12 protein-coding genes are annotated in these 15,637 nt (G+C 57.8%); 1 reads left to right on the forward strand and 11 read right to left on the reverse strand.

Translation table 11 applies throughout. From position 1 onward, the window contains the following. Positions 1–175: 175 nt before the first annotated feature. The 9 genes from sucD to sdhC form a co-directional block, all read right to left on the reverse strand. Positions 176–1,057: a succinate--CoA ligase subunit alpha gene (sucD, locus tag FEM54_RS07685; RefSeq protein WP_003210566.1), complete on the reverse strand. Its 882-nt coding sequence runs from the start codon at positions 1,055–1,057 to the stop codon at positions 176–178. After that, positions 1,057–2,223 (reverse strand): ADP-forming succinate--CoA ligase subunit beta, encoded by a 1,167-nt coding sequence (gene sucC, locus FEM54_RS07690; RefSeq protein WP_003210567.1) that lies wholly within the window; start codon positions 2,221–2,223, stop codon positions 1,057–1,059. Before sucC ends, sucD begins: the two co-directional genes overlap by 1 nt. 204 nt (positions 2,224–2,427) lie before the next feature. Beyond that, positions 2,428–3,864, reverse strand: coding sequence for a dihydrolipoyl dehydrogenase (gene lpdA / locus FEM54_RS07695; protein ID WP_017134447.1), 1,437 nt, complete (start codon positions 3,862–3,864; stop codon positions 2,428–2,430). 99 nt (positions 3,865–3,963) lie between these two features. Beyond that, positions 3,964–5,187 (reverse strand): 2-oxoglutarate dehydrogenase complex dihydrolipoyllysine-residue succinyltransferase, encoded by a 1,224-nt coding sequence (gene odhB / locus FEM54_RS07700; protein ID WP_017134446.1) that lies wholly within the window; start codon positions 5,185–5,187, stop codon positions 3,964–3,966. Between the two features lie 44 nt (positions 5,188–5,231). After that, on the reverse strand, positions 5,232–8,063 hold the full coding sequence (locus tag FEM54_RS07705) for a 2-oxoglutarate dehydrogenase E1 component (RefSeq protein ID WP_017134445.1): 2,832 nt from the start codon (positions 8,061–8,063) through the stop codon (positions 5,232–5,234). Between the two features lie 261 nt (positions 8,064–8,324). Beyond that, positions 8,325–9,029 (reverse strand): succinate dehydrogenase iron-sulfur subunit, encoded by a 705-nt coding sequence (locus tag FEM54_RS07710; RefSeq protein ID WP_003172807.1) that lies wholly within the window; start codon positions 9,027–9,029, stop codon positions 8,325–8,327. 11 nt (positions 9,030–9,040) lie between these two features. Then, a complete protein-coding gene (sdhA, locus tag FEM54_RS07715) occupies positions 9,041–10,813 on the reverse strand; it encodes a succinate dehydrogenase flavoprotein subunit (RefSeq protein WP_017134444.1) in 1,773 nt (590 codons plus the stop codon). Positions 10,814–10,816: 3 nt separating this feature from the next. Continuing rightward, positions 10,817–11,185 (reverse strand): succinate dehydrogenase, hydrophobic membrane anchor protein, encoded by a 369-nt coding sequence (gene sdhD, locus FEM54_RS07720; protein WP_003172805.1) that lies wholly within the window; start codon positions 11,183–11,185, stop codon positions 10,817–10,819. Next, a complete protein-coding gene (gene sdhC / locus FEM54_RS07725; protein ID WP_016979564.1) occupies positions 11,179–11,553 on the reverse strand; it encodes a succinate dehydrogenase, cytochrome b556 subunit in 375 nt (124 codons plus the stop codon). The genes sdhD and sdhC overlap by 7 nt, the downstream gene beginning before the upstream one ends. A 364-nt stretch (positions 11,554–11,917) precedes the next feature. Between sdhC and gltA the strand changes: the two genes are divergently transcribed. Then, positions 11,918–13,207 carry a citrate synthase gene (gltA, locus tag FEM54_RS07730; RefSeq protein ID WP_017134443.1) on the forward strand — a complete coding sequence of 430 codons (1,290 nt, stop codon included), beginning with the start codon at positions 11,918–11,920 and terminating at the stop codon, positions 13,205–13,207. Positions 13,208–13,479: 272 nt separating this feature from the next. Here gltA and FEM54_RS07735 read toward each other — a convergent pair whose 3' ends face one another. Next, positions 13,480–15,138, reverse strand: coding sequence for a cation acetate symporter (locus FEM54_RS07735; protein ID WP_017134442.1), 1,659 nt, complete (start codon positions 15,136–15,138; stop codon positions 13,480–13,482). Then, a complete protein-coding gene (locus tag FEM54_RS07740; RefSeq protein WP_017134441.1) occupies positions 15,135–15,446 on the reverse strand; it encodes a DUF485 domain-containing protein in 312 nt (103 codons plus the stop codon). The genes FEM54_RS07735 and FEM54_RS07740 overlap by 4 nt, the downstream gene beginning before the upstream one ends. Positions 15,447–15,637 lie beyond the last annotated feature (191 nt).

Below are 15,637 nucleotides of genomic sequence, written 5' to 3' on the forward strand. Positions count from 1 at the left end.
TGCCTGCGATAGCGATCTGTCTGTGCCAAATGTGTTGGCTGACACACTGCTATCGCAGGCAAGCCAGCTCCCACATTTGACCGAGTAAATCTGCCAAAAAATGGGCAAATCCAGAATGCACAAAGGCCACCCGAAGGTGGCCTTTGTGTGGTGAAGCGTCAGCTAAGCGCGAGGCTTACTTGACAGCCCAACCGGTCAGCTCGGACAAAGCCTTGCCGATGTCTGCCAGCGAACGCACGGTTTTAACGCCTGCGTCTTCCAGGGCAGCAAACTTCTCGTCTGCTGTGCCCTTGCCGCCAGAGATGATTGCGCCAGCATGGCCCATGCGCTTGCCTGCAGGGGCAGTCACACCAGCGATGTAGGAAACAACCGGCTTGGTCACGTGTGCCTTGATGTAGGCAGCCGCTTCTTCTTCAGCCGAACCGCCGATCTCACCGATCATCACGATCGCTTCGGTCTTCGGGTCTTCCTGGAACAGTTTCAGGATGTCGATGAAGTTCGAACCTGGGATCGGGTCACCGCCGATGCCGACACAAGTCGACTGACCGAAACCGGCGTCAGTAGTCTGCTTGACAGCTTCGTAGGTCAGGGTGCCGGAACGCGAAACGATACCGACTTTGCCTGGCAAGTGAATGTGACCTGGCATGATGCCGATCTTGCATTCGCCTGGGGTGATCACGCCTGGGCAGTTAGGGCCGATCAGGACTACGCCCAGCTCGTCGCACTTAACTTTAGCGTCCAGCATGTCCAGGGTAGGAATGCCTTCGGTGATGCAAACGATCAGCTTGATGCCGCCGAATGCCGCTTCCAGGATCGAGTCCTTGCAGAAAGGAGCTGGAACGTAGATCACACTGGCGGTGGCGCCAGTGGCAGCTACAGCGTCTTTCACGGTGTTGAACACTGGCAGGCCCAGGTGCTCGGTGCCGCCTTTGCCCGGCGTTACGCCGCCAACCATCTTGGTGCCGTATTCGATGGCTTGCTGGGTGTGGAAACTACCTTGCGAACCGGTAATACCCTGGCAGATAACTTTGGTGTCTTTATTGATCAGGACGCTCATTATTTGCCCTCCGCAGCTTTGACAACTTGTTGAGCAGCGTCGGTCAGGCTGGTAGCCGCGATGATGTTCAAACCGCTTTCTGCCAGTACTTTAGCGCCCAGTTCAGCGTTGTTACCTTCAAGGCGAACAACAACCGGGATTTTAACGCCAACTTCTTTCACTGCACCGATGATGCCTTCGGCAATCATGTCGCAACGAACGATGCCGCCGAAGATGTTGACCAATACTGCTGCGACGTTGGAGTCGGACAGGATGATCTTGAACGCTTCGGTAACGCGTTCTTTGGTAGCACCGCCGCCCACGTCGAGGAAGTTGGCTGGTTTGCCGCCATGCAGGTTGACGATGTCCATGGTACCCATGGCCAGGCCAGCACCGTTGACCATGCAACCGATGTTACCTTCCAGGGCTACGTAGTTCAGTTCGAACTTGGCAGCGTGCGCTTCGCGCGGATCGTCTTGCGACGGATCGTGGAAAGTCTTCAGCTTAGGCTGACGGTACATGGCGTTGGCGTCGATGTTGATCTTGGCGTCGAGGCAGTGCAGATCGCCGTCAGCCTTGATCACCAGCGGGTTCACTTCCAGCAGGGCCAGATCGTGATCCTGGAACAGTTTGGCCAGACCTACGAAGATCTTGGCGAACTGGGCAACTTGCTTGCCTTCCAGGCCCAGCTGGAAAGCCAGCTCGCGACCCTGGAATGGCTGAGCGCCAACCAGTGGATCGATAGTGGCTTTCAGAATTTTTTCTGGGGTTTCTTCGGCGATCTTCTCAATGTCCACGCCACCTTCGGTGGAAGCCATGAACACGATGCGACGGCTCGAACGGTCAACGACAGCGCCCAGGTACAGCTCTTTAGCGATATCAGTGCACGATTCAACCAGGATCTTGGTGACTGGTTGGCCATTGGCATCAGTCTGGTAAGTCACCAGACGCTTGCCCAGCCACTGCTGTGCGAAGGCCTTGGCGTCTTCTTTGCTGCGAACCAGCTTGACGCCGCCCGCTTTACCGCGACCACCGGCGTGGACCTGGGCTTTGACAACCCATTCGGTACCACCGATTTTGTCGCAAGCTTCTGCTGCTGCTTCCGGGGTGTCTACTGCGTAACCCTTGGATACTGGCAGGCCGTATTCAGCGAACAGCTGCTTACCCTGATACTCGTGAAGATTCATGCTTTTTACCGTCTTCGTTAGGTACTGCGCATTCGGCGCTGCGCTCATTATGAGTGCCGCACCACCTGTGACTGCTGCTTGCACAATTTGCGAGGCTTAAGACCCGTAAAACTGTGCAAGGCTGCGTCCAGCGGATATTCCGCGGTGAGTCTTGCGCGCAAGGCTCACGACGGGCAACTCCGCCGTGGTTTCTTATTATCTCGCTTAGCGCTTCTTGCGGTTGGCGATGTGGATGGCGCCGCCATTCACTGCCAACGCTGCTTCGTGCAACGCTTCGGACAGGGTCGGATGGGAGAAGACCATCATGCCCAGGTCTTCGGCACTGGTGCCGAATTCCATACCGATCGCGCCCTGCTGAACCAGTTCTGCAGCGCTCGGGCCAATCACGTGGACGCCCAATACGCGGTCAGTCTTGGCATCAGCGATGACTTTGACAAAACCACCGGTGTCGTTAGCTGCCATGGCACGGCCAGAAGCGGCAAACGGGAAGGTGCCGACGTTAACTTCAACGCCTTCAGCTTTCAACTGCTGTTCGTTCTTGCCGACCCATGCAATTTCCGGGTGGGTGTAGATAACCGATGGGATCAGGTCGTAGTTCATCTGGGTTTTATGACCCTTGATGCGCTCGACAACCATGATGCCTTCTTCGGAAGCCTTGTGCGCCAGCATCATGCCGCGAACCACGTCGCCGATGGCATACACGCCTGGCACGGTAGTAGCGCAATGATCGTCAACGTGGATGAAACCACGCTCGTCGATGTTCACGCCGCTGTCGGAAGCCAGCAGGTCGGTGGTCACTGGACGGCGACCCACGGCTACGATCAGCTTGTCGAAGGTGATGGTCTGCTCGCCTTCTTTATCGGTGTAGGTCACAACGACTTCTTCGCCGTTGACCTTGGAACCGGTAACACGGGCGCCCAGCTTGATATCCAGACCTTGCTTGGTCAGGGTTTTCAGCGCTTCTTTGGACACTGCAGTGTCGGCAGCCAGCAGGAACGTGTCCAGGGCTTCCAGCACAGTCACTTCAGAACCCAGGCGCGACCATACCGAACCCAGTTCCAGGCCGATTACGCCAGCGCCGATCACGCCCAGACGCTTGGGAACCGCTTGGAATTCCAGGGCGCCGGTCGAATCAACGATCACGTTCTGGTCAACAGGAGCAGGCGGAATGTCGATTGGACGCGAACCTGGTGCCAGGATCACGTTTTCGGCTTCGATGACTTCAACCGAGCCGTCCGGCTTGGTGATTTCAACTTTCTTGCCGGCCAGCAGCTTGCCGTGGCCTTGCAGGGAAGTCACGCCGTTGGCCTTGAACAGGGTGGCAACGCCGGAAGTCAGGCCTTTAACGATGTTGGCTTTACGGCCGACCATTGCTGGCACGTCCATGGTCACGCCAGCATGGTTGATGCCGTGGATCGCGAAACCGTCTTGGGCTTCGTGGAATTTCCAGGAGCTGTCCAGCAGCGCCTTGGAAGGAATGCAACCAACGTTCAGGCAAGTACCGCCCAGCGCCAGTTTGCCTTCCTTGTCGGTGTATTTTTCGATGCAAGCAGTCGAGAGGCCCAGTTGTGCGGCCTTGATCGCGGCAACGTAGCCGCCAGGACCGGCACCAATCACTACAACGTCAAATTTCTGTGTCATGAAAATAGATCCTCTATTCAGCGACAAGCTTCAAGCGACAAGCTGCAAGCCAAGCTGCTTTTTCCTACAGCTTGTAGCTCGCAACTTGCAGCTGCGTCTTTAGATGTCCAGCAGCAGACGAGCCGGGTCTTCCAGCAGGTTCTTGATGGTTACCAGGAAAGTCACGGCTTCTTTACCATCGATCAGGCGGTGATCGTACGACAGCGCCAGGTACATCATCGGGCGGATCACGACTTGGCCGTTGATGGCCATCGGACGCTGGATGATGTTGTGCATGCCCAGGATCGCAGCTTGCGGCGGGTTGACGATCGGGGTCGACATCATCGAACCGAAGGTACCACCGTTGGTGATGGTGAAGGTACCGCCGGTCATCTCGTCGATGGTCAGCTTGCCGTCACGGGCTTTCTTGCCGAAGCCGGCGATGCCGCCTTCGATTTCAGCCAGGCTCATCAGCTCGGCGTTACGCAGAACCGGTACTACCAGGCCACGGTCGCTGGACACGGCAACGCCGACGTCTGCATAGCCGTGGTAAACGATGTCGCTGCCGTCGATGGAAGCGTTGACTGCCGGGAAGCGTTTCAGCGCTTCGGTGGCCGCTTTCACGAAGAACGACATGAAGCCCAGGCGCACGCCATTGTGGGACTTCTCGAACAGATCCTTGTACTTCGAACGCAGGGCCATGACTTCAGTCATGTCGACTTCGTTGAAGGTGGTCAGCATCGCCATGTTCGACTGCGCTTCAACCAGACGCTTGGCCACGGTGGCACGCACGCGGGTCATCGGTACGCGCTTCTCGGTGCGGTCGCCAGCAGCGAACACAGGCGCAGCGGCAGCCGGTGCTGCAGCCTTGGCCGGTGCAGCAGCCGGAGCGTTTTTCTTGGCTTCGACAGCAGCAACCACGTCTTCCTTGGTTACGCGGCCGTCTTTGCCGGTGCCCTTGAGGGACGCCAGGTTGATGCCGTTTTCTTCAGCCAGCTGACGCGCAGCCGGTGCAGCGATCGGGTCTTCACCACCTGCAGCCGGAGCGGCAGCGGCAGGTGCGGCAGCTGGAGCAGCAGCGGCAGCCGGAGCAGGAGCAGCAGCGCCGCCCGCTTCGATCGAGCCCAGGATCTGGTTCGACAGGACGGTAGCGCCCTCTTCAGCCACGATCGCGCCCAGCACGCCGTCAGCTTCGGCCAACACTTCCAGAACGACTTTGTCGGTCTCGATGTCGACGATCAGGTCGTCACGCTTTACAGCGTCGCCTGGTTTCTTGTGCCAGGTGGCAACGGTGCCATCGGCAACCGATTCCGGGAATGACGGGGCTTTGATTTCGATAGCCATTATCTGTGGGTCCTTAAAATTCGGTTTCAGTCAGCGCGAAGGCGTTAAACAGTGAAAGCATCTTGCAGCAGTTTTTCCTGCTGCTCGGCGTGCATCGACGCATAACCACACGCAGGTGCAGCAGAAGCATCACGACCGGCGTACTCCAGGCCCAGGCCTGTTTTGTGGTTACCGATACTGCGACGCAAATGATGCTGGCTGCTGTACCACGCGCCCTGGTTCATCGGTTCTTCCTGGCACCACACCGCGTGGGTGAGGTTGGTGTAAGGCGCGATGGCCTCCATCAGGTCGTCTTCCGGGAACGGGTAAAGCTGCTCGATACGCACGATGGCGATGTCTTCGCGGCCTTCGGCACGGCGTTTTTCCAGCAAGTCGTAGTAAACCTTGCCGCTGCACAGGACCAGGCGAGTGACCTTGGCAGCGTCCAGGGTGTCGATTTCTGGAATCACGGTCTGGAACGAACCGTCGGCCAGATCTTCCAGGGTCGAGATGGCCAATTTGTGACGCAACAGCGATTTCGGGGTCAGCACTACCAGCGGCTTGCGCAGCGGGCGGATCACCTGACGACGCAGCAAGTGGTAGATCTGGGCCGGGGTAGTCGGCACGCACACCTGGATGTTGTGCTCGGCGCACAGCTGCAGGTAACGCTCCAGACGGGCCGAGGAGTGCTCCGGACCCTGACCTTCATAACCGTGTGGCAGCAACATGGTCAGACCGCACAGACGGCCCCACTTGTGCTCACCGCTGGTGATGAACTGGTCGATAACCACCTGGGCACCGTTGGCGAAGTCGCCGAACTGGGCTTCCCAGATCACCAGCGCATTTGGCGTGGTGGTGGAGTAGCCGTATTCGAACGCCAGTACGGCTTCTTCGGACAGGAACGAGTCGTACAGGTCGAAACGTGGCTGGCCTTCGTACAGGTGTTGCAGCGGTACGTAGGTGGTCGCGTCTTTCTGGTTGTGCAGTACCGCGTGACGGTGCGAGAACGTACCACGGCCGATGTCCTGGCCGGTCATGCGGATCGGGTGACCTTCGAACGCCAGGGTCGCGTACGCCATGGTTTCGGCGTAACCCCAGTTGATCGGCAGGCCGCCGGCTTGCATCTTCTGACGGTCTTCGTAGATCTTCGCAACCTGGCGCTGCACCACGAAGCCATCTGGAATTTCCAGCAGCTTGGCGGACAGTTCCTGCAGGGTCTTGAGGTCGAACGAGGTGTCGTGACGCGCCGTCCAGGCGTGGCCCAGGTACGGGCGCCAGTCCACGAACAGCTCTTTGTTCGGTTCTTTAACCAGGCTTTTCACTACATGCAGGCCGTTGTCCAGCGCGTTGCGGTATTCGTCGACTTTCGCCTGAACACGCGCATCGTCAACCACGCCGGCCGTAATCAGGCTGTCGGCGTACAGTTCACGGGTGGTGCGCTGCTTGGTGATCTGCTGGTACATCAACGGCTGGGTGCCGCTCGGCTCATCCGCTTCGTTGTGACCGCGACGGCGGTAGCAAACCAGGTCGATGACCACGTCACGCTTGAACTGCATGCGGTAGTCGATGGCGAGCTGGGTCACGAACAACACGGCTTCCGGATCATCACCATTCACATGGAGGATCGGCGCCTGGATCATCTTGGCAACGTCGGTCGCGTACTCGGTAGAGCGCGCGTCCAGCGGGTTGCTGATGGTGAAACCGACTTGGTTGTTGATGACGATGTGAACCGTACCGCCGGTCTTGAAGCCGCGAGTCTGCGACATCTGGAACGTTTCCAGGACCACGCCTTGACCGGCGAACGCCGCATCACCGTGGATGGAAATCGGCAGGACCTTCTCACCGGTGGAATCGTTACGACGATCCTGGCGAGCACGCACCGAACCCTCGACCACCGGAGAAACGATTTCCAGGTGGGACGGGTTGAAGGCCATGGCCAGGTGAACTTCACCGCCGGTAGTCATTACGTTGGACGAGAAGCCCTGGTGATACTTGACGTCACCGGAACCCAGTTCGACCTTCTTCTTGCCTTCGAACTCGTCGAACAGTTCACGCGGGTTCTTGCCGAAGGTGTTGACCAACACGTTCAGGCGACCACGGTGAGCCATGCCGATCACGATTTCCTTGGTGCCGTAGGAACCGGAACGCTGGATCAACTCGTCGAGCATTGGAATCAGGCTTTCGCCGCCTTCCAGGCCGAAACGCTTGGTGCCCGGGTATTTGGTACCCAGGTATTTCTCGAGACCTTCGGCCGCGGTCACGCGCTCCAGCAAGTGGCTGCGCACGTCGGCGGACAAAACCGGACGGCCACGCACACCTTCCAGGCGATGCTGGAACCAGTGGCGCTGCTCGGAATCGGTGATGTGCGTAAACTCAGCGCCGATGGTGCGGCAATATGTCTGCTGCAACGCTTCGTGAATTTCGCGTAGGCTCGCTTCCTCTTTGCCGATGAACAGGTCGCCGGCACGGAAGGTCGTATCAAGATCGGCATTGGTCAAGCCGTAATGATTGATCGACAGGTCAGCAGGTGCAGGACGCTTCCAGAGCCCCAGCGGGTCAAGCTGGGCCGCCTGGTGGCCACGCATCCGGTAAGCCTGGATCAGTCGCAATACTTCAACTTGCTTCTTCTCATGCTCGCTGCTCACGCTACCGGCGGAAACCGGTTGGGCGCGGCGCTGGTTCTTTGCCAGCAGCACAAATTGATCGCGAATTGTTGCGTGCGATACATCGGTGGCAGCGTTGCCGTCTGAAGACAACGTCTGAAATTTGGTGCGCCATTCTTCTGGCACAGCGTTAGGGTCGTGCAGGTAGAGCTCATAAAGCTCTTCCACATAGGCAGCGTTACCACCTGAAAGATAGCCGCTGTTCCACATGCGCTGCATCACGCTTTCTTGCATGCTTGGTCACCCTCGATTTGGGGACACCACCGGCGAAAACACCGAGTTTGCTTGCAAAAGGCCAAGTGCAGCGACCAAAACAAGCCACTTAGGATCACGCTGATAGTTCGGGTACCAACCCGAATGCCCCTGCTTGTCTCATTTCTTCAAAATAAGAGCTGCGGCTTTGTAAGTCGCTGCTCAAGTTAAAACTACGGCGCCGGTTGAAGCCTGCGCCGTAGCATTTACGGGCACAACGGTCCTGCTTTGCTACAACGTCGCTTACACGCCGCTTTGCAGCAGCATGTTACGGATGTGACCAATGGCCTTAGTCGGGTTCAGGCCTTTGGGACATACGTTGACGCAGTTCATGATCCCGCGGCAGCGGAATACGCTGAACGGGTCATCCAGTGAAGCCAGACGCTCGGACGTCTTGGTGTCACGGCTGTCTGCCAGGAAGCGGTACGCTTGCAGCAGGGCAGCTGGACCCAGGAACTTGTCCGGGTTCCACCAGAAGGACGGGCACGAGGTCGAGCAGCAAGCGCACAGGATGCACTCGTACAGACCGTCGAGCTTTTCACGCTCTTCAGGGGACTGCAGACGTTCGATGGCCGGAGCCGGCGTGTCGTTCTGCAGGAACGGCTTAACTTTCTCGTATTGCTTGTAGAAGATGCTCATATCGACCACCAGGTCACGGATAACCGGCAAACCTGGCAGAGGACGAACGATCAGCTTGTTACCTTTAACAACAGCCGACAGCGGCGTGATGCACGCCAGGCCGTTTTTGCCGTTGATGTTCATGCCGTCGGAGCCACAAACGCCCTCACGGCAAGAGCGACGATAGGAGAAACCTTCGTCCTGCTCTTTGATCAGTGCCAGTACATCCAGCACCATCAGGTCTTTACCACCGGTATCGACCTGAAATTCCTGCATGAACGGCGCGGCGTCCTGATCAGGGTTGTAGCGGTAAACACTGACTTTCAACATGGCAGCCACCCTTAGTAAGTCCGAATCTTCGGTTCAAACGTCGGCACCGTCTTCGGCGAGAAGTTCACGGCACGCTTGGTCACGCGCTTGTCACCCGGGAAGTACAGGGTGTGGCACAACCAGTTTTCGTCGTCGCGATCTTCAAAGTCTTCACGGGCGTGGGCACCACGGGATTCTTTACGAACCTCGGCGGCGATCGCAGTGGCTTCGGCCACTTCCAGCAGGTTTTGCAGCTCAAGGGCTTCGATACGAGCCGTGTTGAACGCCTGGCTCTTATCGTTGATCTTGACGTTGGCGATGCGCGTGCGCAGGTCGGCCAGCTGGGCAATACCCTTCTGCATGTATTCGCCGGTACGGAATACACCGAAGTAGTTCTGCATGCAGCTTTGCAGCTCGCGACGCAGGGTAGCCACGTCTTCGCCATCGGTACGCTCGTTCAGAGCGTTCAGGCGCGCCAGGGCGGCCTCGATGTTGGCGTCGGTGGCGTCATCGTATTCGATGCCGTCGGTCAGGGCTTTTTCCAGGTGCAGGCCGGCAGCACGACCGAATACCACCAGGTCGAGCAGCGAGTTGCCGCCCAGACGGTTGGCACCGTGTACCGATACGCAAGCCACTTCGCCTACGGCGAACAGACCGTGGATGATCTCGTCCACGCCTTCGGCGTTCTGGGTGATCGCCTGGCCATGAATGTTGGTCGGCACGCCGCCCATCATATAGTGGCAAGTCGGAACAACCGGCACCGGAGCAACTACCGGGTCAACGTGCGCAAAAGTCTTGGACAATTCGCAGATACCTGGCAGGCGGCTGTGCAGGACTTCTTCACCGAGGTGATCGAGTTTCAGCAGTACGTGGTCGCCGTTCGGGCCACAGCCGTTACCGGCGATGATTTCCTTAACCATCGAACGGGCCACAACGTCACGACCTGCAAGGTCTTTGGCGTTCGGAGCATAACGCTCCATGAAACGCTCGCCGTGCTTGTTGATCAGGTAACCACCTTCACCACGGCAACCTTCTGTAACCAGTACACCGGCGCCGGCGATGCCGGTCGGGTGGAACTGCCACATTTCAATGTCTTGTACCGGCACGCCAGCACGCAGGGCCATGCCGACGCCGTCACCGGTGTTGATCAGGGCATTGGTGGTCGACGCGTAGATACGACCTGCACCGCCGGTTGCCAGCACAGTAGCCTTGGCACGGATGTAGGTGGTTTCACCGGTTTCGATGCAGATGGCGATCACACCGACGAAGGCGCCGTCGGCGTTCTTCACCAGGTCAACGGCGTAGTACTCGTTCAGGAACGTGGTACCGGCTTTCAGGTTGCCCTGATAAAGGGTGTGCAACAGCGCGTGACCGGTACGGTCGGAAGCGGCGCACGTACGGGCAGCCTGCCCGCCTTTACCGTAATCCTTCGACTGGCCGCCGAATGGACGCTGGTAGATACGACCTTGCTCGGTACGCGAGAACGGCAGACCCATGTGGTCCAGCTCGAACACGGCGGCCGGGCCTTCCTGACACATGTACTCGATAGCGTCCTGGTCACCGATGTAGTCGGAACCCTTGACGGTATCGTACATGTGCCAGCGCCAGTCATCGTTCGGGTCGGCGGAGGCGATGGCGCAGGTGATGCCACCCTGGGCCGACACAGTGTGGGAACGGGTCGGGAACACCTTGGTGATCACGGCAGTCTTGTGACCGCCCTGAGCCAGCTGCAGCGCTGCGCGCATGCCGGCACCGCCGCCACCAATAATGATGGCGTCGAAGGAAATAGTTGGAATGTTAGCCATGAATCAGATACCCCAAAGAATCTGCACACCCCAGACGAAGTACGCGAACATCGCAACGCCGCAGACTGCCTGGAAGAGAAAACGTACTGCAGTCGCGGACTTGCCCAGCGCCATCGGCGTCAGGTAGTCGGTCGCGATGGTCCACATGCCGACCCAGGCGTGAGCGCCCAGGGCTACAAGGGCCAGCAGACTGAAGATTCGCATCGCATTGTGGGAAAACAGGCCATGCCATTGCTCATAGCCGATGCCCGGGTTTGCGACGAGGTATCCGATCAGGAAAATGAAATAAGCCGCGAGAACGACCGCAGACACACGCTGTGCCATCCAGTCATAGAGGCCCGAACGCGAAAGGTTCGTAACGCTGGTTACCATATCCAAACTCCTGCCAGAACGATCAGCACCACGGAAATGGCGATGATGATTTTCGAGCCCAGGCGGCCGCCTTCCAGCGTCTCACCGATACCCGCATCCATGATCAAGTGGCGCACACCGGCTACCAGGTGATACAGCAGAGCGGACAGGAGGCCCCATGCTACGAACTTGGCCAGCGGGCTGGTCAAGCATGCCTTCACCTCGGCGTATCCTTCCTCGGAACCCAGGGATTTGCTCAATGCATAAAGCATGATGCCCAAGCCCAGGAACAGGATGATGCCGGAAACACGGTGCAGGAACGACGTAACGCCGGTGATGGGGAGTTTGATGGTCCTTAGGTCTAGGTTTACAGGTCGTTGGCTATTCACGGCTTTTTTTCACACTGAAGAGCCCCTAACAATCAGGGCAAAGTTGTTGGGGAGTGCACTGGTCAGGTAAGCACCACCCAGGGAGTGCGACCCCCAATGAAAGCAAGCCCAAAAGCCCTTGGCGGTCGGTGGCCGAGTATAGACAGTTAGGTTACTAATGACAACGCGCACTCCTCACCCTAATAGCGGATTGCGCTGGCGGTATAAAAGGCGTAAATGGCAGTCAATTTCGACGAAAAAGTATGGTTAAAGCCTTCTGGAGCAAGACTTTAGGCAAATTGACATCTGGATTTATCTCACTATAGTGGTGCGGGCCCTGCGTGGGGGGTCTGTCTGATGATTTGAAGCATAAATAGGAGGCCACATGGCTGACAAAAAAGCGCAGTTGATCATCGAGGGCGCAGCCCCCGTCGAGCTGCCCATTTTAACCGGCACCGTTGGTCCCGATGTTATCGACGTACGGGGCCTGACGGCCACGGGCCGTTTCACATTCGACCCAGGCTTCATGTCGACCGCCTCTTGCGAGTCGAAGATCACCTATATCGATGGTGACAATGGTATTTTGCTGCACCGCGGCTACCCGATCGAACAGCTTGCTGAACAGTCGGACTACCTGGAAACCTGCTACCTGCTGCTAAATGGCGAATTGCCAACAGCTGAGCAGAAAGCCCAGTTCGTCAGCACCGTGAAGAACCACACCATGGTTCACGAGCAGTTGAAGACCTTCTTCAACGGCTTCCGTCGCGACGCCCACCCGATGGCCGTCATGTGCGGTGTAGTCGGCGCCCTGTCGGCCTTCTATCACGACTCCCTGGACATCAATAACCCGCAGCATCGCGAAATTTCCGCGATCCGCCTGGTTGCCAAGATGCCAACCCTGGCCGCAATGGTTTACAAGTACTCCATGGGTCAACCCATGATGTACCCGCGCAACGACCTGACGTACGCGGAAAACTTCCTGCACATGATGTTCAACACCCCGTGCGAGATCAAACCGATCAGCCCGGTGCTGGCCAAGGCGATGGACAAGATTTTCATCCTCCACGCCGACCACGAGCAAAACGCCTCCACCTCCACCGTACGTCTGGCGGGTTCTTCGGGCGCCAACCCGTTCGCCTGTATCGCCGCCGGCATTGCCGCATTGTGGGGCCCTGCCCACGGCGGTGCGAACGAAGCCGTGCTGACCATGCTCGATGAAATCGGCGATGTGTCCAACATCGACAAGTTCATCGCCAAGGCCAAGGACAAGGAAGATCCGTTCAAACTGATGGGCTTCGGTCACCGCGTCTACAAGAACCGTGACCCGCGTGCCACCGTGATGAAACAGACCTGCGACGAAGTGTTGAAGGAGCTGGGCATCAAGAACGATCCGCAACTCGAACTGGCCATGCGCCTGGAAGAGATCGCCCTGACCGACCCGTACTTCATCGAACGCTCGCTGTACCCGAACGTCGACTTCTACTCGGGGATCATCCTCAAGGCGATCGGCATTCCAACCAGCATGTTCACCGTGATCTTCGCCTTGGCACGTACTGTCGGCTGGATCTCGCACTGGAAAGAAATGCTCTCCAGCCCGTACAAGATTGGCCGCCCGCGCCAGCTGTACACCGGCTACGAGTCGCGTGATATCACCAAACTGGAAGATCGCAAGTAAGCATCTAACTATTTGGTCTTAAAAACGGCCTCCTTTCACAAGGAGGCCGTTTTTATTTGTGCAGGAATTGAGCGCAAGACCTGAGGCCAGCGCCAACCGGGACGCAGAGCGTCCATGGCTGTATTCACACGCAGAGCATGGGAACGATCGGCTTAGAGGCACTTTATTGATGCAAGCGTTGAGAAACTGTTTTGTGAAATCCGTTACCAATAAAAGCAAAAAAATGCCCCGATCTCACGACCGGGGCATTTTTTTTGTAGCCGTTACAAATCTTAGTGGTTTACCGCCCCACTCGCCCCCAGGCCAGTCTGCGAACGCACAAACTGCGGGAAGTACAGCGCACGCTCTTTTTCTGCCGCCGCCGACTTGTCAGTGATGGAGAAGAACCAGATGCCGACGAACGCAATGATCATCGAGAACAGCGCCGGGTATTCGTAAGGGAAGATCGCTTTTTCATGGTGCAGGATCGACACCCAGATGGTCGGGCCCAGGATCATCAGGCCAACGGCACTGATCAAGCCCAGCCAGCCGCCAATCATGGCGCCACGGGTGGTGAGGTTTTTCCAGTACATGGAAAGCAGCAGCACCGGGAAGTTACAGCTGGCAGCAATCGAGAACGCCAGGCCTACCATGAACGCGATGTTCTGGCTTTCGAACAGGATACCCAGGCCGATCGCCAACACGCCCAACGCCACGGTGGTGATCTTCGACACGCGAATCTCATCTTTCTCGTTGGCCTTGCCCTTCTTGATCACACTGGCGTACAGGTCATGGGACACCGCCGAAGCACCGGCCAGGGTCAAACCGGCAACCACTGCCAGGATGGTGGCAAACGCCACGGCCGAGATGAAGCCGAGGAAAATGCTGCCACCCACCGCGTTGGCCAGGTGCACCGCCGCCATGTTGTTACCGCCGAGCAAGGCACCTGCAGCATCCTTGAACGCCGGGTTGGTGCTCACCAGCAGGATCGCGCCAAAGCCGATGATAAACGTCAGGATATAGAAGTAGCCGATGAAACCGGTGGCATACAGCACGCTCTTACGTGCTTCCTTGGCGTCGCTTACGGTGAAGAAGCGCATCAGGATGTGCGGCAGGCCGGCCGTACCGAACATCAGCGCCAGGCCCAGCGAGAATGCCGAAATCGGATCTTTCACCAAGCCGCCGGGACTCATGATCGCCTCACCTTTAGGGTGAACCTTGATCGCCTCGGAAAACAGCATGTTGAAGTCGAAGTTGACGTGCTTCATCACCATCAACGCCATGAACGAAGCACCGGACAGCAACAGCACCGCCTTGATGATTTGCACCCAAGTGGTTGCCAGCATGCCGCCAAACAGCACATACATGCACATCAGGATACCCACCAGGATCACCGCTACGTGGTAGTCCAGACCGAACAGCAGCTGAATCAGCTTGCCCGCCCCTACCATTTGCGCGATCAGGTAGAACGCCACCACCACCAGCGAGCCACAGGCCGACAGGCTGCGGATCTGGGTTTGCCCCAGGCGATAGGACGCCACGTCGGCAAAGGTGTACTTGCCCAGGTTACGCAGGCGCTCGGCGATCAGGAACAGAATGATCGGCCAACCCACCAGGAAGCCGATCGAGTAGATCAGGCCATCGTAGCCGGAGGTGAACACCAGCGCGGAAATCCCCAGGAAGGACGCCGCCGACATGTAGTCGCCGGCAATCGCCAGGCCGTTCTGGAAACCGGTGATCTTGCCGCCGGCCGCATAGTAGTCGGCCGCCGACTTGTTGCGTTTGGACGCCCAGTAGGTGATGCACAACGTCGCGCCGACGAAGACCACGAACATCAGGATCGCTGCAACGTTCAGCGGTTGTTTGTGCACTTCACCGGTCAATGCATCCGCCGCCCAAACGGCGGGCGCAAAGACCGAAGCGCCAAGTACAGCCAATAGACGACGGATCATTGCGCAGCCTCCTTGAGAATCGCATTGTTCAGGTCGTCGAATTCGCCGTTGGCGCGTCGTACATAGATGCCGGTGAGGACAAAGGCCGAGACAATCAGGCCGACCCCGATGGGGATGCCCCAGGTGATGGATGAGCCGGGGCTGAGTTTGGCCCCCAGTATTTGTGGCCCGTAGGCAATCAACAGGATGAAAGCGGAGTAAAGCCCTAGCATGATCGCCGAGAGTATCCAGGCGAACCTTTCCCTTTTTCTGACCAGCTCCTTGAAACGCGGGCTGTTTTGAATCGAGAGGTAAATGCTGTCGTTCATTGTTTTTATCCTCGCAGCACAGCTTTTTATTATTTTGGAACATATCCACTGTATGCGGCTGCGGAACAGGTTCCAGACGACCTTAGTAGTAGAGGGAGTGTAGCGAGGGTTTACGGGCGTGCGAGGCTAATGTGGGAGCGGGCTTGCCCGCGATGGCGGTGTATCAGTCAAAACATCTGTGACTTATACGC

Source organism: Pseudomonas edaphica, assembly GCF_005863185.1.
Taxonomy (GTDB): Bacteria; Pseudomonadota; Gammaproteobacteria; order Pseudomonadales; family Pseudomonadaceae; genus Aquipseudomonas; species Aquipseudomonas edaphica.

Excerpts from the sequence above, each read along its gene's own strand:
- FEM54_RS07710 (WP_003172807.1), bottom strand. The coding sequence starts at position 9,029 with ATGTTGAAAGTCAGTGTTTACCGCTACAACCCTGATCAGGACGCCGCG.
- lpdA (WP_017134447.1), bottom strand. The coding sequence starts at position 3,864 with ATGACACAGAAATTTGACGTTGTAGTGATTGGTGCCGGTCCTGGCGGC.
- odhB (WP_017134446.1), bottom strand. The coding sequence starts at position 5,187 with ATGGCTATCGAAATCAAAGCCCCGTCATTCCCGGAATCGGTTGCCGAT.
- sucD (WP_003210566.1), bottom strand. The coding sequence starts at position 1,057 with ATGAGCGTCCTGATCAATAAAGACACCAAAGTTATCTGCCAGGGTATT.
- sucC (WP_003210567.1), bottom strand. The coding sequence starts at position 2,223 with ATGAATCTTCACGAGTATCAGGGTAAGCAGCTGTTCGCTGAATACGGC.
- FEM54_RS07735 (WP_017134442.1), bottom strand. The coding sequence starts at position 15,138 with ATGATCCGTCGTCTATTGGCTGTACTTGGCGCTTCGGTCTTTGCGCCC.
- FEM54_RS07705 (WP_017134445.1), bottom strand. The coding sequence starts at position 8,063 with ATGCAAGAAAGCGTGATGCAGCGCATGTGGAACAGCGGCTATCTTTCA.
- FEM54_RS07740 (WP_017134441.1), bottom strand. The coding sequence starts at position 15,446 with ATGAACGACAGCATTTACCTCTCGATTCAAAACAGCCCGCGTTTCAAG.
- gltA (WP_017134443.1), top strand. The coding sequence starts at position 11,918 with ATGGCTGACAAAAAAGCGCAGTTGATCATCGAGGGCGCAGCCCCCGTC.
- sdhD (WP_003172805.1), bottom strand. The coding sequence starts at position 11,185 with ATGGTAACCAGCGTTACGAACCTTTCGCGTTCGGGCCTCTATGACTGG.
- sdhA (WP_017134444.1), bottom strand. The coding sequence starts at position 10,813 with ATGGCTAACATTCCAACTATTTCCTTCGACGCCATCATTATTGGTGGC.